General features: G+C 35.0%; 18 protein-coding genes. 4 read left to right on the forward strand and 14 right to left on the reverse strand.

All coding sequences use genetic code 11. The features are described 5' to 3' along the window. Positions 1 to 2: 2 nt before the first annotated feature. From ACHZEU_RS12525 to ACHZEU_RS12545, 5 genes are all read right to left on the reverse strand, one after another. On the reverse strand, positions 3 to 737 hold the full coding sequence (locus tag ACHZEU_RS12525; protein WP_202342733.1) for a hypothetical protein: 735 nt from the start codon (positions 735 to 737) through the stop codon (positions 3 to 5). A 12-nt stretch (positions 738 to 749) separates the two neighbouring features. Beyond that, on the reverse strand, positions 750 to 1,484 hold the full coding sequence (locus ACHZEU_RS12530) for a hypothetical protein (protein WP_279493649.1): 735 nt from the start codon (positions 1,482 to 1,484) through the stop codon (positions 750 to 752). After that, entirely contained in the window at positions 1,477 to 2,391 is a 915-nt protein-coding gene (locus ACHZEU_RS12535) for an ABC transporter ATP-binding protein (RefSeq protein WP_279493647.1), read from the reverse strand. Before ACHZEU_RS12535 ends, ACHZEU_RS12530 begins: the two co-directional genes overlap by 8 nt. A 1,332-nt stretch (positions 2,392 to 3,723) precedes the next feature. Next, positions 3,724 to 8,079, reverse strand: a complete 4,356-nt coding sequence (locus ACHZEU_RS12540) for an S-layer homology domain-containing protein (RefSeq protein WP_279493645.1) — start codon at positions 8,077 to 8,079, stop codon at positions 3,724 to 3,726. 307 nt (positions 8,080 to 8,386) lie between these two features. Continuing rightward, positions 8,387 to 9,013, reverse strand: a complete 627-nt coding sequence (locus tag ACHZEU_RS12545; protein WP_048390749.1) for a nitroreductase family protein — start codon at positions 9,011 to 9,013, stop codon at positions 8,387 to 8,389. 125 nt (positions 9,014 to 9,138) lie between these two features. Between ACHZEU_RS12545 and ACHZEU_RS12550 the strand changes: the two genes are divergently transcribed. Continuing rightward, positions 9,139 to 9,495, forward strand: coding sequence for a helix-turn-helix domain-containing protein (locus tag ACHZEU_RS12550; RefSeq protein WP_048390751.1), 357 nt, complete (start codon positions 9,139 to 9,141; stop codon positions 9,493 to 9,495). Between the two features lie 354 nt (positions 9,496 to 9,849). Here ACHZEU_RS12550 and ACHZEU_RS12555 read toward each other — a convergent pair whose 3' ends face one another. Beyond that, positions 9,850 to 11,418 carry a diguanylate cyclase gene (locus ACHZEU_RS12555; RefSeq protein ID WP_279493643.1) on the reverse strand — a complete coding sequence of 523 codons (1,569 nt, stop codon included), beginning with the start codon at positions 11,416 to 11,418 and terminating at the stop codon, positions 9,850 to 9,852. Between the two features lie 506 nt (positions 11,419 to 11,924). On the opposite strand from ACHZEU_RS12555, the gene ACHZEU_RS12560 reads away from it, so the two are divergent. After that, positions 11,925 to 13,109: a CaiB/BaiF CoA-transferase family protein gene (locus ACHZEU_RS12560; protein ID WP_048390754.1), complete on the forward strand. Its 1,185-nt coding sequence runs from the start codon at positions 11,925 to 11,927 to the stop codon at positions 13,107 to 13,109. Between the two features lie 38 nt (positions 13,110 to 13,147). Here the strand turns inward: ACHZEU_RS12560 and ACHZEU_RS12565 are convergent, their stop codons facing one another. The 4 genes from ACHZEU_RS12565 to ACHZEU_RS12580 form a co-directional block, all read right to left on the reverse strand. Next, the gene (locus tag ACHZEU_RS12565) at positions 13,148 to 14,623 is read right to left on the reverse strand and encodes a hypothetical protein (RefSeq protein WP_345803546.1); all 1,476 of its coding nucleotides are present in this window, start codon (positions 14,621 to 14,623) and stop codon (positions 13,148 to 13,150) included. Between the two features lie 198 nt (positions 14,624 to 14,821). Further along, positions 14,822 to 15,376 carry an HPP family protein gene (locus ACHZEU_RS12570; RefSeq protein WP_279493639.1) on the reverse strand — a complete coding sequence of 185 codons (555 nt, stop codon included), beginning with the start codon at positions 15,374 to 15,376 and terminating at the stop codon, positions 14,822 to 14,824. Between the two features lie 198 nt (positions 15,377 to 15,574). Continuing rightward, positions 15,575 to 16,933, reverse strand: coding sequence for an acetamidase/formamidase family protein (locus tag ACHZEU_RS12575; protein WP_054548908.1), 1,359 nt, complete (start codon positions 16,931 to 16,933; stop codon positions 15,575 to 15,577). Between the two features lie 84 nt (positions 16,934 to 17,017). Beyond that, positions 17,018 to 17,632, reverse strand: coding sequence for a PH domain-containing protein (locus ACHZEU_RS12580; RefSeq protein ID WP_048390761.1), 615 nt, complete (start codon positions 17,630 to 17,632; stop codon positions 17,018 to 17,020). 215 nt (positions 17,633 to 17,847) lie between these two features. Here ACHZEU_RS12580 and ACHZEU_RS12585 point away from each other — a divergent pair, with 215 nt between their 5' ends. Both ACHZEU_RS12585 and ACHZEU_RS12590 read left to right on the forward strand, forming a co-directional pair. Continuing rightward, complete coding sequence (locus ACHZEU_RS12585) at positions 17,848 to 18,570, forward strand: response regulator transcription factor (RefSeq protein WP_259951273.1); 723 nt, start codon at positions 17,848 to 17,850, stop codon at positions 18,568 to 18,570. Further along, positions 18,567 to 19,952, forward strand: coding sequence for a HAMP domain-containing sensor histidine kinase (locus ACHZEU_RS12590; RefSeq protein ID WP_279493635.1), 1,386 nt, complete (start codon positions 18,567 to 18,569; stop codon positions 19,950 to 19,952). The genes ACHZEU_RS12585 and ACHZEU_RS12590 overlap by 4 nt, the downstream gene beginning before the upstream one ends. Before the next feature lie 101 nt (positions 19,953 to 20,053). On the opposite strand, the gene ACHZEU_RS12595 is transcribed toward ACHZEU_RS12590, so the two are convergent. The 4 genes from ACHZEU_RS12595 to ACHZEU_RS12610 all read right to left on the reverse strand — a co-directional run bounded on the left by ACHZEU_RS12595 (position 20,054) and on the right by ACHZEU_RS12610 (position 23,665). Next, entirely contained in the window at positions 20,054 to 20,413 is a 360-nt protein-coding gene (locus ACHZEU_RS12595; RefSeq protein ID WP_279493633.1) for a YxeA family protein, read from the reverse strand. A 1-nt stretch (position 20,414) separates the two neighbouring features. After that, positions 20,415 to 22,283 (reverse strand): ABC transporter permease, encoded by a 1,869-nt coding sequence (locus tag ACHZEU_RS12600; RefSeq protein WP_115673058.1) that lies wholly within the window; start codon positions 22,281 to 22,283, stop codon positions 20,415 to 20,417. Continuing rightward, the gene (locus tag ACHZEU_RS12605; protein ID WP_054548905.1) at positions 22,270 to 23,037 is read right to left on the reverse strand and encodes an ABC transporter ATP-binding protein; all 768 of its coding nucleotides are present in this window, start codon (positions 23,035 to 23,037) and stop codon (positions 22,270 to 22,272) included. Before ACHZEU_RS12605 ends, ACHZEU_RS12600 begins: the two co-directional genes overlap by 14 nt. A gap of 151 nt (positions 23,038 to 23,188) precedes the next feature. Then, the gene (locus tag ACHZEU_RS12610; RefSeq protein ID WP_048390772.1) at positions 23,189 to 23,665 is read right to left on the reverse strand and encodes a glutathione peroxidase; all 477 of its coding nucleotides are present in this window, start codon (positions 23,663 to 23,665) and stop codon (positions 23,189 to 23,191) included. Positions 23,666 to 23,670 lie beyond the last annotated feature (5 nt).

A 23,670-nucleotide genomic window follows, 5' to 3' on the forward strand; every position in this document is an offset into this window, starting at 1 on the left:
ATTTATTTCAAATCTCTTTTTTTGATAATATAGAGACCTATTATATAAATTACTACTGAAAAGAAGCTTAAGTAAATAATATCATTAATATTGTAGTATAGAGTAGAAAAACCATCAGAAGCAATGTAAAATGGTGTATTCTCCATAATCGTCTTCATCCAACTTTCATCTCTTTCTACAATTTGTATACCAATGTTATATAAAAAAATATATAGAACATATCCAGTTATTAATGAGTAAACGCGATTAAACGTAATAGAAATTGTAAATATTCCTACTGATAAGATAGAAGCGAAATAAACTATATATACAATCCAAACTGAGAATAGCGTACTTAGGATCTCCATACTAGAGAAATGTTTACCTATGATAAGTTGAACAGTTAATCCAATTAATATATTAAAAATGCCATATAAAGAAGTATAAAATAAAAATGAAACACTTTTAATATGAATTATTTGACTTCTACTGAACATACTACTGAATACCATTTTCGAAGTTCCAAAACTAAACTCGGATCCTATCATATTACTACCTAAGTAAATAAAATAAATTTGTATAATAAATAAGGAAATACCAATATTTCCGCTTAACTCTACGCTTTTACTTAAGTTCATCTGATAATAAAGAACATTATCAATAATTGTAGCAATAAATAATATTATTAAAAAAACGCATGTTGATGTATCAAATATTTTCTTTATTTCCATTCGGCTTATAGAAAACATACCAGTCATATTATCAATCTCCTAAATTTCTCTTTTATTAATAATTATTAAAGATATTAAAAATAATACTAAGCCTGTTAATGCTAAACAAATATTATTTGATATTGATAAATTATTATATTGCATTCCCTTATAAACCAAAGCCAGTGGATTCTCTTTAATCCAAAGAGCTAATTTTGTTGTATAATCTAATTTTATTAGAATAATACCTCTAATCATACTCTCAAATGAAAACATAGAAATAATGGAAACTATTGTTGCAATTTGACTGAACGTAATGAAACCAATGATGAAAGATAAACTTGAAACAAAAAAGGAAATAAGTAAATAATTTGTTAGATTAGTAAAAATATCGTGTGTAAGATTATTCAGAGTAAATTTATTATGTTCCAATACCCACAATAAATTGGCTAGTAATCGGTGAATAGTTCCAACAATACATCCAATTAAAATCAATGAAAGTAATTTTGATAGGACTATATTTATACGTGATAAAGATCCTGTGAATATAATTCTAGAAGTTTTTAATGAAAACTCTCTGGACATAATAAAAGAAGGCAGAATGAGAATAATATAGTACGAAATATCACCAAAGTAATTGTAATATGTATCCAAATCCGAAGGGGATGGATACATGGGCCTTTTTAGATAAATTGTAATAGTGTATAAAACTGCAATAAATAAACTTGACCAAATGCCGTATCTTTTGAATAATTGTTTAACCTCTAATATTGATATTCTTAAAGTGCTATTCAATCTTATTTCCTCCCATTAACTCAAAAAATCTCTTTTCTAAATCTTTGCGAAGTGGATAAATAGCATTTATACTAATTTTATTTTTTACTAAATCTACTATAAGAGAATCAGAATCTTTATAAAGATATTGAAATTTTACTTTATCTTGATCTATTTCTATAAAAGGTATGTTTTGTATATCATTTAAATAGTTTTTTACCATTTCTATTTTTTTAGTTTCTATGATAAATTCATGTAGCTCTCTATCAGTCTGTTTTTCTGTTTTTAAATCAATATAATCTACTACTGTTCCCTTCTTCAAAAACAAAACTTTATCACAAACAGCTTCAATTTCTGATAAAATATGGCTGGATACAAGAATTGATATCCCTCTTTCTTTTGAAATTTTTCCCAATATTTCTCTTATTTCAGCAACTCCTTCTGGATCTAAGCCATTTGTGGGTTCATCTAAAATCAATAGTTTAGGATTATTAACTAATGCCTGTGCAATTCCTAACCTCTGTTTCATTCCTAAAGAATACCTTTTTACCTTCTTATGAACAAAACCTTCAATCCCCAATAAATGGATTACAGATGAAACATTATCTCTATCATATCCCCCTGAAATCTCTGCAAAATAAATAAGGTTATCCATTCCACTCATATGGGGATAAAAACTAGGGTATTCAATCAGTCCTCCAATACGTTTTATATGTTTTAAAGGCTGCTTTTCAATATCAAACCGAACCTCCCCCTCAAACTTCGTTATTAATCCCATAATTATTCGCATCAGGGTTGTTTTCCCTGCACCATTTGGTCCAACTAAGCCTATTACTTCACCTTTTGGAACTGAGAAAGAAACATTATTAATTACTTTATTATTTCGATAACTCTTTGTGATATTCGACAATGTTAAAATATTACTCATTTCTTTTTCCTCCTTGTAATGCATCTTATCAATTACACGCAACAATTCTACTGATCTCTCATAAAAATGGTTTATAATTACATTTTATTAAAATAAGTATTTATTGTAAAATAATGACATTTATAAGGGGTTACTCTTCATTAAAAAAGATATAGCAAATTGTAATTTAGTAGTCTTTCTCGATTTTAAATTCCTAGCTAAGAAGAGGGTGGGACAAAAATGTTTCAACCAACAAAAATACCGAACTATCCACTGAAACGCTTACGAAGTATTTCGGAATAGTTCGGTTTTTCTAGTTATCATATTTTGTTAATTTAGAGATTATACGGCTTTATGAAGGTCCCAGTTAGTTATGTCCCAGCCTCTTTGTTATAACTTTACTGCTTGCAGGATAAACTAAAGTCTAACCTTGCCTCTCCTTCACAGTAGGTAAGGAGTTCCACAATTTCGTATAAATTGGTATATAACTATATTGCAACTGAAAGAGATTACATCATGAGTTTTGCTATTTCTTGATTTGTAGGACAGGCACGGTAGCAGAAAGATCCCACAGGTAAATATGGACATCAACATTCATAATGCCCTAACTTCTCCTATCTACCTTCTTTACTACTATTATTATAATTAAAAATTATTCTCAAATAAAAGCCAAAATACGATAGATTGTAGTTTGGCTTATGAATTATTCATGTTATTTATTTTTTTATATTACTAAAGGCTTCTACTACTAAATTAAGGTGTTTATTTAATGAAACAGGGTCATTAAAGTAGGAGGTAGTACTACCTAAAGTAGTAACCTTATTATTTTTCACAGCAGGCATCTCATTCCATAATGTACTTTATTTAGGGAATTCAAGCGCCGTATCTTCTATAAAAAAATAAAATCTCCTGCACAGTCTGCCAATCGTTCAATTGAAAATGAAACTGAAACTCCCATTATTTTGAATCAAGGGCCTCTTTTTGAACCAAGGCTGGCACATTTAATTGGAATTCCCTATAAATAATTTCTCCACCTCTAGAATAATGATCACCATATATGTATACCTCTTTGTCAGTACTGCCAATTATAGAGGCTGTCTGTTCTCCAATGACTTTAAAGATATAAATAAATAGTTCAATTCATATATAAAAATTAGTGAGAATCTCCTTTATTTTTCCAAATAATATGATGGTACAATAGATCACTTTACTTTATTTATGCCAATTTAAAAGCAGAAACGTTGTTTTGAACAACATTTCTGCCTTCAATTATTCACAGTAGATTTGACTAAAATTCTTTTGGGATAGCAGATGATATTATGAATAAATTAATAAAGCTCGCTGTTTAGTAACTTATTTAATAATTGTAGCTTTCGAAATATCTGAAATATTTCCGTAATCATCCATTAAAACCATGTAGATATATTTATTTTCTATAAATACCTTCTCTGGCTGATTAGCTGTACCAATTAGACTGTCTGGCCATAAACTAATATTTAATAACGAGTCTCCTAACATAACGTTAGTACCTTTAACATCGAATGCTAGATTATTTTCTGGATCTATACCTGCAATAATATGCTGCTTTGTTAAAATAGTTGTTGATGATGTAAGGTCATAATTTGTATTTGACATGACATAGTAGTATTTCGGATTATGCACTCTAGAATTAACTGTATATACAACCTGAATTTTATTTGATGTCGCAGGAAGGCTTGTATTCTTAGTTAGGTTTCCAATCAAGCCTGCGCCAGCAATACCAAATCCCGGCATATTTTGGTATTTGAATTCTCCTATTGATTTATCGAATGTCAATCCAGCAAAGTCTTTGACTACGACTGTTCCTTTGTTCATATCCAGAGTAAAGCTACTTAGAACACTTTGATTGAATTGAATTAATAGTTTACGTGGTTGCCATGTTTTAATATTTACTGTGTCTTCCCATTCGATCTTACTAATTGTTGCTGTTGTACCATCTAGCTTAGTATTTAAAGCTGAAAGTAATTGAGCATCTGTAATATTCAGAGCTTCTGAGAACGTTACTACAAATGTTCTGTCTTCACTAAATGTCATAGAATCTGAAGTTAACGGATTTTGCGCAATTGCCTCAAACTCATTTTTTGATATTTTCTTAATCCATGGTTGCGTGCCAACTGCTATTTTAGGTGGTGTACCATCGGAATAGAAATCTTCTTTCATCCACCCTACGCTTGATTCATCGTATCCATCAGAAGTGGTATTGGATCTGTACACTGTCATATTTCCATAAGTATCTTCCGCACCAAAATATACCACGTATTCCGTATGAGGCTCTAACGTTACACCTGTTGCTTCAGATAATGGAAATGATCCCTTTCCACTTTTCTTAACACTTGGGCTAATTCTTAATTTATCCTCTAAAAATTTACGTTCAGCAGGTGTATCAATTTTTAGATTTGCTGAATCATTTGTTGTACCATCTGTATTTTTCTTCGGTACAAACCAATAATGAAGCTCCGTTGTTTCATCAGTATCAAAGGAAATCATGGCTGTCGTATCATCATTTTCTTTAGGTTTTACTACTAAATTTTTAATTAAAGGTGCTCTAGTATCACCAATCATTTCCCCAGAGGTAATTTTCGAAATTTCCCCACCACGATCCTTTAAGACCATATACACGGAATAGCTTAAAAATGGATTTAGTTTATCTTTAGCTAACGTTATTGGGAATTTTTTTGTAGCTTCCTCTAAATCAGCTGGACCCGATCCACGTTCAATATAAATATCCTTTCCGCCTAATTGGAAGTAACCTGATTTTAACGATGATTCACTTGCGAACTCATTAACAAAATCACGTTCAGTAATACCCTTATCGGTTAAATATTGTCTAAACGTTTTTACTTCCCCATTATCGTCAACAGTATTAGGCAACACCATATAATAATAAGTACCGGCCTTACTTGGTTTAAACTCAACTTCAGAGCGTCTAAAGTTATCATTTTGATCTGGCTTACTTATTACATTTTCAATAGTTATAACGGGCATATCAAATTTTTGATGGATATATTCTGCATAATTTCGTACAGGTTTGCCTGGATCTACAGTACTGGTATTTTCAAAGTCATTATCCGCTAAGTCTTTTACTTTTGGTAAAACAGTCACGCGTAATGTATCACCGTAAACAAAACCTGTTTCAGAAGGAATCGTTAATAACACTCTTTTGTCCCCTTCTTTATAATCTACTGCCGAAGGTTTAATTTTATTTTGTCCTGTTGTATTTACAATAACGGTCCCAGATAAATCATAGTTATTTATATTCCGTGCACTTTCGGGATCTAATGCTTCGTTTAAATATAAATAAAATTGATTTGATTTTCCCGCTGGTTCTAACTTCGTCTGTTCAACATAAGGGTGAATATTATCCAGTGCACTTGTCGTAAACTCTTCGATGGCCTCTTTTGGGATAGGGTCTATCGAATAGTTACCAGATGCATCCTTCATCACCACATAGAGCTGGTACATTTCTTCTGCCTCTAAGCCTGATAAAACTCCCTTAATACCTAGATTACCTCCAACAGCCTTACCCGAACCTATTGGTTTTGCAACGATGTCAGCCGTTGTTGGATCAGTTGCTGTTGTTTTCTTACGTACATAGTAGTAATAGTCTCCTGGTTCACTGGCTGTAAAAGTAAATTCAGCACGTGTTCCTCCATGTAATGGCGTAACTTGTAGGGATTTCACTACTGGTGGTGAAGCATCTTTCATTTGGAACTCTTGAGAAACTATGTCCGATGCATTTTTCGAGCCATCCACAACCATAATGTAGATAACATATTCCTTTTTCTCACCTAAATTAGAAACCTTAATTGAGTTTGTTCCTTTGATGGCTGCCGCAGTTCCATGTGCTACGTTCTTATTTGAGAGACGGTTAACCATTTCACTTTTATTTGGTGCCTCTGCGCCCTTTTCACGCACAATATAATAGTACGTACCGACTTCATCAGAAGTGAAATCTGCTTGAATTTCGCTACCATTTAGTACTTTTACATTCGTAATACTAATGATTGGTTTTGTTTTATCATCAGGATTTTGATTCTCATTTTCCTCTTTATCAATTGGTTTGCCATCTGGATCAGTAATATTGCCTATATTATCTTTATCATCGAGGAAATCGTCGAAGATATTATTTGGTGATCCATCCTTAGGTAAGATGACCTTATCAATATACGTATAATCTCCAATATCAATTTTGCCATATGAATTATCAACAAATAATGTGCCAATTCGTCCATCAATATACAGCTCTAGATCTGTGTAGCTATTGTAATTGATCCAATCGATATTTCCTGAACCATAAATTGTAAGTTTTGTTTCTGTATTTAAATTTAACGTACCAATATCGCCTTGAATTTCAAACTCACGCACATTCCCAATGATGTCTACACGTGGTAGTTTTGTATTTGTTTCAATTTTTGTACCTGTTTGAGATACTACTAGTCGAGAAACACTACTGTTATAAAATTCTAGGTACTTCTCAACGTTTTTCATTTCCTCTTTTTCTTTAGACCAGTTAACAAATGGCTTATCATTTTCAGTATTTGGTTTTGTCCAATTTTGAAGATCGTTCGAATTGTTATTTGACGAATCATCGCCTTTATTGTTATCTGGGTTTGACCAATTAATAAATGAAATATTGTTACTTGCCACACGACCAAGAGCTAATGGTTGATTGTAAGTAGCCCCTAAATGCAATGGTGGGCGAACGGTTTCGTTGACAAACATTGTCCCTGTCAGCGTCATATTCGAGAATTCTATATAATTACCATTTACTACAATCGTTGCACCAAAAGAACCGTAATTTCCATCAAAATCTAGAGAACGTGTGCTTGTCCCGCTTGCATTAAGGGTCAATTTTGAAATGGAGCGAATTCCCTTACTCGATAAATCCCCCTCAATGAATGCACCTTTTAACACCGGAGCATTATATTCGTTAAAAATATGAGCAAGACTCTCTGGAATTGTATATGACTGGCCATTTATATAAACTGCGTCATCATCCACATTTGTGATTTTGTAAGATGTTTCATTACTTTTCTTCTCTTGTGAACCCACTACAAACGAAGCAAACTGTCCGCGAGTAACAGGATCAAATGGAGAAAATGTAACAGGAGTTGTGCCCTTTGTAATATTCAAATCGATTAAAGTTTGAATATAGATGGCATTGTTTGTTTTGCTATTCACATCTTTAAAAATATTGTTGTACGTAGGGGATACCTCTAGATGGAATCCAACTACAACCATTTTGGCTAGTTCCCCTCTAGTCAACACTTCATTCGGCATAAACATGCCATTTGAATAGCCCGACATAATACCTGCATTTTGCAATGCCGCTACGTATTTATAATATTGATTGCCCTTTGGAACATCCTTATAGTAAGGATCTTGGATATTTTTTGTATCCAATTTTAACGCCGTTGCCAGCATTTTCGCTGCCTCTCCACGAGTTACACTGACATCAGGACGGAAAGTATTATCCGCAAAACCGCTCATTACGCCCTGAGAATATAGTTTTAATATTTCATTATAATTGTCCGAGTATTGGTTAATATCCGTAAAGGGAGAAGTAGCCGCTGCTGCATTTGGTGGAGGTACTACAACAGCAATCCCACTTGAAGCAAATACTGTTGCAATCAAGGCTTTATTTACTTTTTGGATTTTAGATTTATCCATTCCACTCTTCCTTTCGTTTATGTATTTTGATACGTACAAATATCATTTGCTCATATCCTTTATATCGACCAAAGACTAGTGAACCTTCATAGATAAATCTAAAATAGTAGGGTAAATTTCTTCTAGAGTTAGAGACTAAAATACGATTTCTTTACTATGCGAGTCCATTAGCTTTCCATCACTGAATATTTAAAAATTCATAGTTTGCAATACATAAAAAAGAAGCCATTAAAGATAGATTCATAATTGGCTTCTCTTTATTAGATATTAATTTTGGACTTTTAAAAGTTCGGTTAGTTTAAAAACACTAAATTATTTCATTTTTATAAATTACCTTGTTTACATTATGCCTAACAGTCTTATGACCTGCTTTTATACCTTTACCAATAGCAATCAGCATAACATCAAGATACCTATCAGAAATATTTAAGATCTCTTTCAATTTCTTAGAATCGTAGCCTGACATCGTAATTGTGTCAAAACCAGCTTCATTCGCTAACAAAACTAAGGACATTGAGGCAAGACTTACATCTCTAGTTAACTCTAACTTTAGATCTTCTTTTGTCTTACTTTCATAATAATTTATTGCAGCATTCGCAAGATAGTCTCTTAATGATTCATCAAAATAACCTGCTTGGTACCCCTCCTCATGAATTTTAATAATATTACCTTTGTTAAATGCCTGATAGTCGCCCAACATGACGATTAACGTTGAAGCTTCTACTATTTGCTGTTGATTAAAAGCTATAGGTAGTAATAAATTTCTTAAGTTCGCATCCTCGATTATTAAGTATCGCGTTGCTTGAATATTATTTCCGTTAGGCGACTTACTTGCACTGTCAACTAAGGCAGTCAATGTTTCTGAACTAATTTTATAATTTGAATCATAATGTCTAACTGAACGTCTTTTTTCTAAAATATCTTTTACACTCATTATGAACAACTCCTAAGTTTTTATTGTATTGCGCCTCTAATTATAGTAAGCAATAATAAATAAGAAAATAACGCACAAAAAAGTGGTATAGCCACATTTTTGTGCCTATTTAGGAGAGGAAGCACATGGTTAACTATAATACAGGAATCAATATTTTTATGGATATTGCAGGTGGCAAATGGAAAGGATTAATACTATTTTTCTTGAGTCAACAATCAGTAAGGACGAAAGAGTTTTATGAATTAATACCCGGAATTACGCAAAAAGTTCTAACCGATCAATTGAAGCAGTTAGAAAGAGACGGACTTGTTCGGAGAGAAATATTTAAAGAAGTACCACCAAAAGTAGAATATAGTTTAACAGATTTAGGAGAGTCATTTATACCCGTTTTAAATACAATGTGTACATGGGGAAATGATTATGCACGTTTAAAGGGAATTGCCAAGGAGCAACAAATTTGTTGTCATCAAAAGGAAAGCTAAGTTTTCCTTAATGGCTCCTTATACTAATCACCTTTCTATAATTCGTATCAAAACCACAGCTTGTCACTTTGTTAGAATATCCCACAAAATGTAAAAAAGCCAAGGAGCATCGGTGCTCGCTTGGCTTTTGACGATATATAGGCATACATCTAGTCGTACTTGGGGTGTCATAAGGGAAAGGGGGATAACCTTACGTCTTGTCAAGTCGATCAAGAGATGTGGCCCGAGTTACATATCATTTGAACATAATTTAAAAGTCATGTGGCTGATGACTTATATACAGCTTGCCCAAATGATGTTTGCATTAATCATTACCCCAAAAATTAGGGTTGTAAGCTCTTTTGTTATATTTTTTTATCCCTTTTTTGAGACTCCAACTTTTACTTGATTTCGCCCTTCTTGTTTCGCAAGGTAAAGTGCGTCATCAGCCGCTTCAATTAGCGCTTCAGTTGTATGTGCCATTGCTGGATAGGCTGCTATTCCCGCAGATAATGTTATTGGTCTACCACATGGACTGACCGTATCGGCCAAAGTTTTTCGTAGTTGTTCTGCGACTAGTGTGGCTTCCTCTACCGTCGTGTTCGGCAGAAGTATGACAAATTCCTCGCCTCCGTACCGGCAACATACATCGCCTTCACGAGCTACTGATTCCATTTGTCTAGCCAAAAATTGTAAAACTTTATCGCCTACTGCATGTCCATATGTATCATTCACACTTTTAAAGTGGTCTAAATCTAACAAAATAATGACATGTGGTACCTTACTTGCTAACCATTCAGCAAGCATTGAATCCATTGTACGTCGGTTCGTAATCCCCGTCAGTGGATCAACAGTAGATTGATCTTTGAAAAAGGAGACCTGTCCATGTAGAAACGATAAACTTCGAACCAATGCATTCTTCAAAGAATAGGCTTCAAAGTACCATCCACTAACAGATTTTAAACCTTCTACATTTTTCTTATCTAAACTTTCTTCTGTTAATGATGCTAATTGTTGTAAGGGATTCGCAATACGTGCTGCAGCCCAAAGTACAATGATAATGGAAACAAACATAAGAGGCACAGATTTTATAAGGACCTCCTGTACACGATCAAATGAAGGGGCTAATGCAACTTCTAAAGGTTTTTGCGCAACAACTCCCCATCCTGTCGATGCCACTGCACTATAGCCAGCTAGCATTTTCACTCCTTTTGTATTCTCAACCAGTTGGGCACCATCCTTGCCAGATGTAACAGCTTGAACGACTTTATTTTTTGTTACAATGTCATTAATACGACTTGGATCTTGATGATAGATAACTCGTCCTTCTGAATCAACTACATATACGTAAGAACCATCCTTACTATAATGTTCTCCCAACAAGCTTTTAAAGGCATTAGGTTCCTTTAAATAAATAGTGCCAGCAATCATTCCTAGATATTCATTGGACTCCGAGAAAATAGGATGCGATATAAAAATGATGAGCCGCCCTGTCATCGCCTCATATGGCTTAGAAATAATTGGTGTCTTTTTGGCTAATGCCTCTTTAGCGCCAATTGATGTTAAAATCTCTCCTTTAATTTCTATAGATGGCGGAGAGACAGATAAAACAAGTCCCTTTGCATTTGTTATAACCACCGAATTGAACATTTGATTTTGCAATCTCAAACGCTCTGTTTCCTGATTCAATACTTGTTCATCATCCATTTTCGTCCTAACCTGATCCGCGCTATATCCTAATATTTGGAAAGCTTCGTGTAGATAGGAATCAGCAGTTGAGGCCAATTTTTGAGCATAAACTCTATTCGTTTCTAGCGTATTTTCCTTAATGGAATCAATGTTCATCCTATAGCCGCCCCAAACACTACCTATGCTTGTTAAAAAGAATGCTGCCATTGCTACGCCCATTATAAGATGCTTTAATTTTAATCGGTGCGATTTCATTTTTCCCCTCCTATTTATGATTTTTTATATGTATATTTTGAGAGATTCTTAAACAATTAGTGCCTATTATAAGCAAAGACTCCTATAGGTAAAAGTAACATGTATTAATTGTGTAAGAAGAATCCAACACACCTCTAGGATTGTATCAATAAACGTGGATGTATCATATAGAATCTGGCAAACAAAATTCCAACATTTTAGTTATTTAGATTAAAGATTGCAACAGCTGACGCTAATTATCTGAAATTTGATAGAAAATCTAAATTCTAAATTTTTTTACTTTTATTGTTATTCTGACATATAAAAGTTGAAGCGTTTATTTTATAATAAAAATTAGCATAGGCAAGTTAAGATTTAATCTGTTATAATACTCATTAAAATATAATAAACTGTAATAATACAGTATATAGAATACGCTTTTCACACAATGGGGATTATGAGAAAAGCGCTACTCGCCATCATCATCCAGATGGTTGTGTAGCCTACACAAAAAGGGGTTGGAAGATTTGGGCATTTTAAAGGGGTTAAAAATTCTCGATTTTTCTGCATTACTACCAGGACCAATGGCGACAATGATATTTGCTGATTTAGGAGCAGATGTCATCCATGTTGAATCTTCAAAGCGGGTTGATTTAACACGAATTATGCCTCCCTATGACGATGATCACGAGGCATATATCCATCAACATTTAAATCGATCAAAAAAATCTATAACGCTAAATTTAAAATCACCAGAAGCTATCGACATTGTTAAATCACTTGTACAGGAGTATGACGTTATTATCGAAGGATTTCGACCTGGTGTAATGCAGCGACTTGGCATCGGCTATGAAGCGCTTAAAGAAATAAATCCTAAGGTTATTTATTGTGCGATTACTGGCTACGGACAAACAGGGCCTTATAGTAATCGACCAGGACATGATAATAACTATCTATCCTTAGCTGGCTTACTCGACTATTCCCGCCATAAGGATAAAAAGCCTGTTTCCATGGGCGTTCAATTAGCAGACATAGCTGGAGGGACAATGCATGCAGCAATAGGTGTGCTGGCTGCTGCCCTTCATCGTGAAAAAACAGGAGAAGGACAGTTCATCGATATTAGTATGACAGATGCTGTCTTTTCACTTAATGCTATGTATGGAGCAGCATTTATTGGAGGTGGACGTGTACCACAGCCAGAGCAAGAAATTTTAAATGGAGGCAGTTACTATGATTTTTACAAAACAAAGGATGGGCGCTTTTTCTCTGTCGGTAGTTTAGAGCCTCAATTTCGCAAATTGCTCTGTGAAGCACTCGATATTCCCGAATTGATCGATAATACCTTCAATGACTCCTACTATACGCAAATTCGTTTTAAAGAGGCTGTTCACGATGCCTTCTTGTCCAAGACATATGAAGAATGGCTTGAAGTGTTTAACGAGGATTTTGAAGGTTGTGTAGAGCCAGTTCTAACATTTCCTGAAGCATGTGAACATCCACAGCTAAAGGCACGAGAAATGATTGTGACTATACCCAAAAGCGATGGCACTATGCAAAAACAAATTGCCTCTCCTTTTAAATTTGATGGTACGCAGCCTGAATACAAGCATGTTGGTGCTAAATTAGGCGAGCATAATGAGGAAGTTTTACTATCTCTGGGCTTTAATGCTGAACAAATCAAGGCTTTGAAGGAAAAAGGTGTTTTAGAGTAAAAAAGGTGTCTAATACTGTGATGTATTAGACACCTTTTTTATACATACGCACTAATAAACATACGTAGGTTTTCAAAATGATCATCTATTAGTAGATATTTTTTGTAAATCTCCATTAACTTTTCAAAAAGCTCGTACTGCTCTGTTACAAACAAAACTCTTAAAATATTTAACATATGCAGGGAGGCACTTTGTGCTACAACATAGTATGGTGCATTTGGTTGACGATAATTGCGTCGCCACTCTTCCACAGACAAACCAATATGTTGTAGAGAGTTATTCACATGAAGTGCTATATCCTGTTGAACATATGCTTCAATTGCAATAAGCTGTTCACTACTAAAGTTTTTTTGTACTAATGAAGAATTAATTTTTTTATTCGATGCTAAAACATGCTCTTTTAATAAAAGTAAGCCATCCTCATAACGTGCCATTTTTACATAATGCTCTAGTAGAATGGCATATAAATTTTCTAAATAATTTAACTGATAATTTTTAATAATGGCAGGTGGTGTTGGTTTACGATTTGGTAATAGCTCTTTATACTCCAGTAATATTTCAATGGCATAATTATTTATTCGCTCATCCTCTAATAAATATTCACCATAATATATAACCTTTTCACTCTGCTGTTCTCTATTTGCTATATGAAATAAAATATAGGCAATTAACACTTTTTCCTTCTCTGATAGTGCATACATTGAGTAGCGCCATTCAGCTTCAAATGAGGTAATAAGCGCTTTGACACTTTTAAAATCACCTTCTGATAAGCGATAATCAGTAACAATTTGATAAAGACGTAATTGTTTCTTTGCCAAACAGCTAGCATTATGCTTATCCACATGAGTTATACACTTATCCAGTATCGTTTTATAGTTATTCACAAAGTTATCCACATGTTCACAATTTTCTCTCACAGAATGCTCGAAATGTCCCATTATTTCATACAGAAATGTGAATTGCTCTAAAGGTTTGTGGATAAGCAGTGAATAAACTTTTTTTGTGAAAAGCCAATGCCAAAAAGATGCATGCTCTTTATACATCATATGCACTAAATATTCATCTTGAAATTTATATAAAATAATTGATTGTAGCTCATTAACTGGCATAGCTATTTGCATTCGTTTCCCAAAGACTAACCAAATTAATCGTTCTAAGTCTATTGTATGTTGTGCAAAAAGCTGCTCAAAAAAAGTATCTTTACCTTTTTGTGTATAGAAAAAAGCACTGAGACGCTCATTCACAAATTTTGAATCTAAACCATATTTGTCAAAATATATTTGCATTTCTGTTGATACATGACCCCAATATTTACGTGCTGTGGAAAAGGCAATATTCTTAGCCGTTTCTTCGTTTACTAAAAATAGATTGGGTGAAAGTGAAGTACCAAGTATTTTTGGATCTTCTCGCAGATTTGACTCTGCCTCCAGCCAAGTTGCTAGTATATTTTCAGCACCCTTTTTACTTCTTTGTTTATAAGCCATGAATAATTGCTCATCACAGTCCAACAGCATAAAAATGGATCCTCCCATCAATTTCTACCAACAAAGATCTTCCCCTATCATTCAAATACATGATTTTTACACTCTTTCTTCAATATAACAAATCTTAACTAACATATGCTAAAAAAATATGGGTATGCATAGCAAAAACGTTAACAATATAAAAAACCACCTATATAAGTGAACACACTTTATAGATGGATATCATCTTTACCAAAACAACGGATATTTTCTTTTTTCTCGTAAATTATTGATCAACAAACCGAAAAATACAATTATGACTGCTCCAATTAATACAGGGGTTAGTAAATAACTCCAACCATAACCTCCTAAAATAATAATTATAGGATTGGCGCCCGCTGGAGGATGTATGACACCTAAAAAGGCCATAAAAAATATAGTTAATCCGACACCAAGACTAATAGACAATATATTGGGGCCTAGTAATGAATACATGGCCAACCCGATAAATGCCGAAATAAAATGACCTCCAATTATATTTCGGGGCTGGGACAAAGGTGCATTCCAGACGACAAATACAAGAACGCAGCTACCGCCTAATGAGGCCATTAACCAAGGTGAATTGGTAATGTTAGTTAACCATAGCAACACAAAAATGCATATTAATCCTCCCATCGCTCCAGTAAAGGCATCAGCGAAATTTGTTCGAGATGGGGCATGACCTCCTCCTCTCATTTTTAATATAAAAGGTTTTATACTATTCTTTTTCTCTATTTTGTTTTCCACACCTATAATTTCTGTCATTAGACACCAACTTTTCTCTTCTATACTCATCTGTTTTATATAAGGTCCTGTTATTCATTTTTAAACTTTAACTATTATATCAACACAACAATAGATTTCAATCCAAACTTCAAATTTCAGACAAACATTTACTTATCTGACTTGTAGCTCATACAAAAAAGCAAACTTTTAAAAGTTTGCTTTTTCAAGAAATCATTATTAGTCATATTGTTTTTTAATAGTTTTATATATTCTTACCTTTTTCAATACAGTTTTAGGTACTTGGAAAGTGGCTGTGACAACCCCTGGATGGCGTCCGATTTCAATGGAACCTGTGATAGTTGCTCTATTTAAAACCTCTGGTTCGCTCATCTCAAATAGCTTCGCAGCTCGACTAATCGCGTTATCAGTCGCCTCATTTAACGTTTTACCAGAACCAATCACCGACACTGGGAATGCATCCTCTACCTGTTTAACACCAAACTCCTCCGCTAGCTCACGTGCGCGACGTTTTTCTTCCTTGGTAAAGGGTTTTGCTGTATAAGGTAAGTCTTCTACATTTGGTAGTAAAATTGGGCCTTCCAAAGCTACTTTCTTCAATACCTTAACTTGAAGCTGCACAATACCCGCTACATCGGTTGTATGTCCTGCAATCTCGCCGTCCCCTTGCATAGCATGCATGTCTCCAATATATACACCACCGCCTGGTACCTTGACTGGACAAATAATAGTCGCACCTTCTCGTACTCGGCTGATATCCATATGTCCATCGGTACGATGTAAATCCAATTCTTCTTGAGTAAAAGCATATTCATGTGGTGCTCCAATTAAAAATGAACCAAAGTCACCTGCATTATGTGAATCAGGCATCGCTTTAGAAGGGGTTGTCCCAAGCTGACCTAAAAATGGTCGCATTCTCGCCAATACACCTACTAAGTCGCTTGGAGCCAATGCAACAACAGGATTTTGTACAGAATTTTCAGGTGTTCTCATGTAGTTTTTAGCATCAAGTGCAATTCGTCTAGCACCCTCTCGTCCAACAGTTACACCCATTTGCCCTTTATGATCGAGTGCCATCGTATAGCCGTTTGTCATTTTAAAGGGTGCCGTTTCTGTATCACATGTAGAACATCGAATTGCATGTGGGCCTATTCCTTTTACAACTGTGCTTGGATGAAGCTTGCCACAGCCTGGACATTTTACAGAAACAAACGGATCACCAATGAATCGATCTACAATTGCTTCATCATGGCCAGACGAAGTTGCAAGAGATGTGACCTGAATAGATTTAATTTTTATAACAATGGCGTCACCCACCTCTGCTCCTTCTACAAACACGGGCTTCGTTACTTCATGTCCTCCACGAATAGTAGGAGTAAGCATGGGTCCCCAACATCCAGGTGTTGTATTGGCAATAATCGTTCCACCATCCTTAAGCGGCCCTAACATCTTCTGTGATGGATCTAAAATACCATCAATAAACTCATTTACGAACAATGTTTCAGCGGCTTGAGGTTGCTGTATAAAATCATCACTTTCTACCTCTTCTTTTTCTAGCACATGCATGTCGTTTGTCATTTTCTAATCACGCTCCTAGAATAATTTTTATGTATATCGTTATATGTTAAAAATGCTCTCTACACTTGCAGAGAGCTATTTTTATCAATTGTTCATATATAAATCAAAAATATGTGAGAAGTCTTCTTTTTTATACTTATCTTTATGATCGATCATCCAAGTATTCGCAAAGCTTGTAATTTCTTTGAATGACGACGCAGGAGATATATTGTCATTGCCAATTCGACCAAGTGATGATGATGCTATGTTTAAACTTTTTTCCGCTACTTCTAGCTTATAAGCATTGTTCTTTTGTTCATAGCTAATGGCATGTAGTGCTTTATATAAATCTTTAATGTCATCAATAAAGCGTTTATGAATGTCGATGGATAGTGGGGAATTGCCGATTGTAAACTTAATTTCGACATCAAGGTCGATTGTTCCTGCTGTTTCGAGAAAAACTTCTGTCACAGTATACATTGAATAGTCATAGCGTCGCAGTAATCGTTTCTTGCTCATAGCACTTTCGCCATCTACATGAATAATCGCACGATTTGTAAAGCAATACTCATCTGCCTTCGTTTTAATTAAAAAGTAAATTTTTTCATCAATTTCATGTAAGATAAAATCATCTGCATCTGTCTTATCATAGTCCTCTCTTGGCACAACCACACCAATATCTGAAAGTCCAAGTGCATCTGCTGCTATTTTTTTAAACATCGTCATTCCTCCTAATTTGTAATACTCTTTTTACGCTTTAGAATCTGTAAAGGTTTCACCATGTATTGATTTATATAAAAAATGTTCTTCTTCTCTTGTAGAATAAAAGCATTTACTGGTTAAGCTATACAACCCAACATTTCCTCTTTTCTATACATTTCATTTATAATAATTGTCAGTAAAGATTCTTCCAAATCGAAAGGTCGTGTGAACAAGTGCAAGAACCAACCATTTTAGTAGTGGATGATGAGGCAGATTTAGCGAATCTACTAAAAGTAAGCTTACAAAAAGAGGGCTACAAACAAATTTATACAGCTGGTACCATTCACGATGCATGGACAAGCTTTCAACAAACAACACCCGATATTATACTTCTAGATGTCATGCTTCCCGATGGTGAGGGCTACGATTTATGTAGACGTATCCGTGAAGTATCCCATGTCCCTGTGCTCTTTATGTCTGCTAAAAATGAGGAAATTGATAAAATTTTAGGACTAGCCATTGGCGGAGACGATTATATTACAAAACCTTTTAGCCCGAAAGAAGTAGCCTATCGTGTGAAGGCGCAACTACGTAGAGCTGGCTATCAAACACAAGATACCGTAACGAATATTGTTGAAAAAGCACTACAAATTGGACCATTTCAGTTGAATGCCGATGAAACTGAAGTCCATAAAAATGGCGTATTATTGGAGTTAACAGCTAAGGAAATTGGATTAATGGCGTGCTTTATGCACAATCCCAATCGAATCTTAAGTAAAGAAACATTATTTGAACGTGTATGGGGAGAGGATTTCTTCGGTTCTGATAACACTGTTATGGTGCATATTCGCCGGTTGCGTGAAAAAATTGAGGAGGATGCCTCTAATCCTCTATATATCACAACTGTAAAAGGACTTGGCTATAAGTTTGTCATGCCAAAAGAGGCACAAGAATGAAGTGGAAATTAACCGCTCGCTTTCTCCTTTCCGTACTTTCTATCGTCATCATTGTTATTTTCGTCAATACAGCTATCTTCATGGGACTCCTTACTTATCGGCTAGCAACTGACTCTGAAGGCGTTTCTGCCACAGAAGAGGAAAACTTTGTGCGGGAATTTCAAAAATATATCGAGATAAAAAATGGAGCAACTTCCATACGTGCAGAAGGAATCGAACAATTGCATCAAAGAAATGCGTGGATACAATTGCTTGATGAAAATGGTCAAGTGATTGATGCTCATTTTGCACCAGATAAAGCACCATTGCACTATGCACCTATCGACTTAATTCAAGTATATAAATATAAAGAATTCGATTCAGATACTACTGTGTATATTGGCAGTAAGGATTCCATTAGTTATTTAATCGGTATTAAAGGTAGCGGTGTTACAAGGTTTGTTACGCATGTTTCTGGCACATCACTCTTACAGTTTATAGGGAAATTTGGCTTGTTCATCGTGATTGCGGACTTGTTAGTAGCTACATTAGTAGGGTGGCTTTTTGGTCGTACATTAACGAAACCTCTTTATGCGATGATAGATCGCATTCATCATTTAAAGAATCATGATCATACGTCTATTAAGTCTCCTGGTGGTGTCTACAAGCCGGTTTTTGAAAACTTAAATGAAGTATCACGAGAATTGGCAGCCCATGAACAGGAGCGAAAGAGACTAGAGATTATGCGTGAAGAATGGATTAGTAATGTCTCACACGATATGAAAACACCACTTGCCTCTATTCGAGGTTATGCAGAACTATTGAATGATGCACAAATAACAAATACTGAGCAAATGGAGTATGCACAAATTATAGAAAAGCAATCATTGCATATGCAAAATCTACTGGATGACTTAAATTTAACGATGCGTTTAAGACATCAACAGCTTCCACTTACACTAAATGAAGTGAACATGGTGCCTTTTATTCGAGAGATAGTGATTGAAACATTAAATACACCACAATATGAACAAGCTAATCTTATGTTTGAGGCGACAACCGAGAAAAGTCTGCATCAGATCGATGAACATTTTATGCGCAGAGCTATCATGAACTTTTTACACAATGCATTGCTTCATAATGCTCCCGATGTATCTGTCCATGTGTCTGTTGATGAGAATACTCTTACAATTTCTGATAATGGCAAGGGGATAGACCCAGAGGATCTAGAACATATTTTTGAACGCTATTACCGAGGCACAAATACGGACAATACTGCTGGGACTGGTTTAGGTACAGCTATTGCTAGAGATATCATTGAGGCCCATGGAGGAACAGTGACCATCACCTCGGAAAAAGGAAAAGGTACATGCGTTATTATTGATCTACAAAAGGAATACTAAATAAACTAAATTTAACCAGTTGAATTTAAACGCTAAATACTTTGCACTGAACTTTCGTGTGGAAAAGAAGGAGTCTCAAAATTTGAGACTCCCTCTTTGTGCTATTTCATTTGATCCTGTACTTTAGCAGGTAATTCATGGAATTTCACTTCATCAAATGAAGTAACTTCTGTTTCCTTTTTCACGTAAAGCTTTAAATAAGCATCCTGGCGTAAATTTTTATGAGCAGAAAACTTTAATGTTATCTCTTCCCCATTTTTATCGTAAGTAGGTAGCTCGTACCAATACATTTTAAAGATTTCACCACTATCTGCTTTATACTCCTCTACCTCACCATCAGCCGTGATATGAACATAGTAGGTATCTTTATTTAATCGGTTAAAATCTACAGTCATCAATACAATTAACCCTGCTACGAATAAGATAAACAATGCACCTATTCCGACAAATACTTTTTTCATATTAATTCCCCTGTCTCACTATTTTATAAAACGAACGAACGGTAAAGATATAATAAATAAAGTAAATAGCTGAATAAGCAATCATCCACAAGATGACTGGTTTTGTAATATTCATGTTAAATAGCTGTGAAAATGCTAGTAATGCAAACACACTATGTGCAATACCCACAATAAGTGGCGCACTAAAGATAACAGCGACCTGTCCTGCTACTGTCTTTAAGATTTGCTTACTATTTACACCAATTTTATTTAAAATAGCATATTTTGCCTGATCTTCTTCGGCTTCCGTTAAAATTTTGAAGTAGATAATACTGCCTGTTGCCGCTAGGAAGACCAATCCTAGGAAGCTTCCCACAAACAATAGGGCACCAACTGTTGCTAAACTATCCTCATAGCTTTGCGGTACACTAGAAAATGATTCTTGTTGTTCAGAAGACAACTGCTGGTAAATGTCTTTCGACACGTCCTGTTGTTTCAAATCATTGTCCAATCCAACAACCTGCATCATAATCTCATCGGCATCAGTAGCTTTAAACTCTTGATCATTCACAACGAGAACTGTTCCAGCTGCTATAAAGTTTAACACGCTTTCCGTGTACATCTTTTCTACATGGAAGGAGTCTCCGTTTTGTAGCTTAAAGTCCTCACCTGTAAAATTATGTGAAAATCGTTCATCGTAGGCTGCATCCAGTAAAACCGTAGAACCCTCTGCAATGTGTAGCTCTTTATCCTTGCCTTGTAATTTCGCTAAGCGATTATAGTCCGATTCCTTAAGTAATGTATATTCGAAAAATGAGAATTCATTATCCACACGTAAATTTTTCACAGCCAGTGCTTCATTATATAAGACATCCTGTTGTGAAAATTCTACTGTCTCGCCTTTCCACATAAATGTGTTTGGCAGCATCTGACGTACAGAAGCTTCTGCATTATAATACATACCGAAGACACCGCCACCTGCTGTAATCGTAGTGGCACTTAAAATTGCAATGATTGACAACGATTTGGCATTGGCTCGAATACGATACAATAGCTGAGAAACACCGATTAAATTTAAACCCTTCCAGGACCATGATGTTGCTTTCTTTAATGCTGTTAATACAAAGACACTCACACTATGGAATAGAAGGTATGTCCCTGCAATTGTTACCCCTATAACCATTAATGGCGTACCTAATACCGTAAAGAATCTCCATATTTCACTCGTAAACATATCAGAGGCAGCTGTATAATAACCAAATGCAATAAGTACAGTGCCAAGTAAAGCAGCTACTAATGATGCACGTGGAATTTGCTCTCCCTGTTTGTCCGCATGAAATAAATCAATTAGTTTAAATTGATATATCACACGGTAACCTTGTAAGGATGTGAATAAAAACAGTAGTGTAAAAATGCCCGTTGTATTAATTAGCGCCTCCATTGAAAATGTCAGGCTACCAACCACTTCATAGCCCATTAAGCGTACTAGTATCATTAATAGCCCTTGGGACATAAAGAAACCTAGAAGGATACCAAACACAAGAGAGACAAGCCCTATGACTAAATTTTCAAAAAAGAGCATTAAGCCAATTTTTTGCTTACGTACACCTAGTAACGAGTAAAGGGCTACTTCCTTTTTCCGCTTCTTCATAAAAAACGAGTTGGAATAGGCCATAAAGATGACAATGAAGAACAGAAGTACGACTGACGAGGCACTCATTAATCCTTTAATTTGTTGTGACGATTGCTTTAAGGCTGAAAGATCATCATTATATTTGAGCGTCACAAACGTAAAGTAAATAACGATACTAAATACCATTGAGGCAATATATAAAAAGTAATTCGATAAATTGCGTTGAATATTTTTACGCGCTAAACTAAATAACGTCATTTACTCCACCCCCGATGCTAGATAGCACCTGCAAGATCTCTTGGAAAAATTGCTTCCTCGTTAGAGTCCCACGTTGAATTTCCTTAGATAGCTGTCCATCCTGAATAAATAGAATGCGCTGGCAGAAGCTAGCCGCAAAGGCATCATGTGTAACCATCATAATCGTTGCGGCTTGAGATTGGTTTAAATCACTTAAGCTTTCTAATAAATCGGTTGCAGATTTTGAATCTAGCGCACCTGTAGGCTCATCGGCAAAAATTAGTTTTGGTTCTGTCACTAATGCTCGCGACGAGGCTGTACGCTGCTTTTGCCCACCTGAAATTTGATAAGGATATTTGTTTAATAAATCACTAATTCCAAACAATGCAGCAATTCGATCAACTCTTGCATTAATAGCCTTTGTCGGCATTTTTGCAATCGCTAGTGGTAAAACAATATTTTCTCGCACTGTTAAAGAATCGAGCAAGTTATAATCCTGGAAAATAAACCCTAAATTATCTCGACGAAAATCCGCTAATTCAGCATCCTTCATACGTGCCAAATTAGTATCTTCAATAATAATTTCACCAGTTGTTGGCGTATCAATCGTTGCTAATACATTAAGAAGCGTAGATTTTCCAGCCCCAGAAGGACCCATTACCCCAACAAACTCTCCCTTTTCTACTTCAAATGATATATTCGATAGCGCTGTAAAAGTATTTGCGCCTTTGCCGTAATTTTTCCCAACGTTTTGTACCTTTAATAATGGCGTCATATACGCTCACCTCTTCTTTCTGACTTTAGTATACGACCTCAAACTTACAGCAAATTTGTCGCAAGCTTACAGCAACCTTAAATCATCTACTTTTTGAAATTTGTAGACAAAAAAAGATTCATACACAAACTGTGCATGAATCTTTTCTAATCTATTGTGCTAATACTTTTTGAATATCTTCCTCAAAGCTACTTGGCTTATCTGCTGAGGCGTATCGTCCAACAACCTCTCCATTACGGTTTACAAGGAATTTTGTAAAGTTCCATTTAACACTATTGCCTAAAAATCCTTTGGAATGGGAAGTAAGATAATCGAAAATAGGATGTGCTTCTTTACCATTCACCTTCACGATCTCATGCATCGGGAACGTCACTCCATATGTTAGTCGACATTGGGAAGCCGCTTCTTCAGCTGACGCTAGCTCTTGTTTAAATTGATTTGATGGAAAACCAAGTACAACCAGACCTTGCTCCTGATATTTTTCATATAGACCTTCTAATTCTTCAAATTGTGGTGTAAAGCCACATTTGGAAGCTGTATTAACAATTAGCATCGGCTTTCCTTTATAACGTTCAAGGCTATAGATAGTACCATCTTCTAAAGTTACATTAATATCATAAATGCTCATCTCTC

The organism is Lysinibacillus sp. S1, from assembly GCF_044986265.1.
Lineage (GTDB): Bacteria > Bacillota > Bacilli > Bacillales_A > Planococcaceae > Lysinibacillus > Lysinibacillus capsici.

What these genes read in the sequence shown, in the direction of transcription:
- ACHZEU_RS12525 (WP_202342733.1), bottom strand. Translation starts at nt 737, where the DNA reads ATGACTGGTATGTTTTCTATAAGCCGAATGGAAATAAAGAAAATATTT.
- ACHZEU_RS12535 (WP_279493647.1), bottom strand. Translation starts at nt 2,391, where the DNA reads ATGAGTAATATTTTAACATTGTCGAATATCACAAAGAGTTATCGAAAT.
- ACHZEU_RS12540 (WP_279493645.1), bottom strand. Translation starts at nt 8,079, where the DNA reads ATGGATAAATCTAAAATCCAAAAAGTAAATAAAGCCTTGATTGCAACA.
- ACHZEU_RS12545 (WP_048390749.1), bottom strand. Translation starts at nt 9,013, where the DNA reads ATGAGTGTAAAAGATATTTTAGAAAAAAGACGTTCAGTTAGACATTAT.
- ACHZEU_RS12550 (WP_048390751.1), top strand. Translation starts at nt 9,139, where the DNA reads ATGGTTAACTATAATACAGGAATCAATATTTTTATGGATATTGCAGGT.
- ACHZEU_RS12555 (WP_279493643.1), bottom strand. Translation starts at nt 11,418, where the DNA reads ATGAAATCGCACCGATTAAAATTAAAGCATCTTATAATGGGCGTAGCA.
- ACHZEU_RS12565 (WP_345803546.1), bottom strand. Translation starts at nt 14,623, where the DNA reads ATGCTGTTGGACTGTGATGAGCAATTATTCATGGCTTATAAACAAAGA.
- ACHZEU_RS12570 (WP_279493639.1), bottom strand. Translation starts at nt 15,376, where the DNA reads ATGACAGAAATTATAGGTGTGGAAAACAAAATAGAGAAAAAGAATAGT.
- ACHZEU_RS12575 (WP_054548908.1), bottom strand. Translation starts at nt 16,933, where the DNA reads ATGACAAACGACATGCATGTGCTAGAAAAAGAAGAGGTAGAAAGTGAT.
- ACHZEU_RS12580 (WP_048390761.1), bottom strand. Translation starts at nt 17,632, where the DNA reads ATGTTTAAAAAAATAGCAGCAGATGCACTTGGACTTTCAGATATTGGT.
- ACHZEU_RS12590 (WP_279493635.1), top strand. Translation starts at nt 18,567, where the DNA reads ATGAAGTGGAAATTAACCGCTCGCTTTCTCCTTTCCGTACTTTCTATC.
- ACHZEU_RS12595 (WP_279493633.1), bottom strand. Translation starts at nt 20,413, where the DNA reads ATGAAAAAAGTATTTGTCGGAATAGGTGCATTGTTTATCTTATTCGTA.
- ACHZEU_RS12600 (WP_115673058.1), bottom strand. Translation starts at nt 22,283, where the DNA reads ATGACGTTATTTAGTTTAGCGCGTAAAAATATTCAACGCAATTTATCG.
- ACHZEU_RS12605 (WP_054548905.1), bottom strand. Translation starts at nt 23,037, where the DNA reads ATGACGCCATTATTAAAGGTACAAAACGTTGGGAAAAATTACGGCAAA.
- ACHZEU_RS12610 (WP_048390772.1), bottom strand. Translation starts at nt 23,665, where the DNA reads ATGAGCATTTATGATATTAATGTAACTTTAGAAGATGGTACTATCTAT.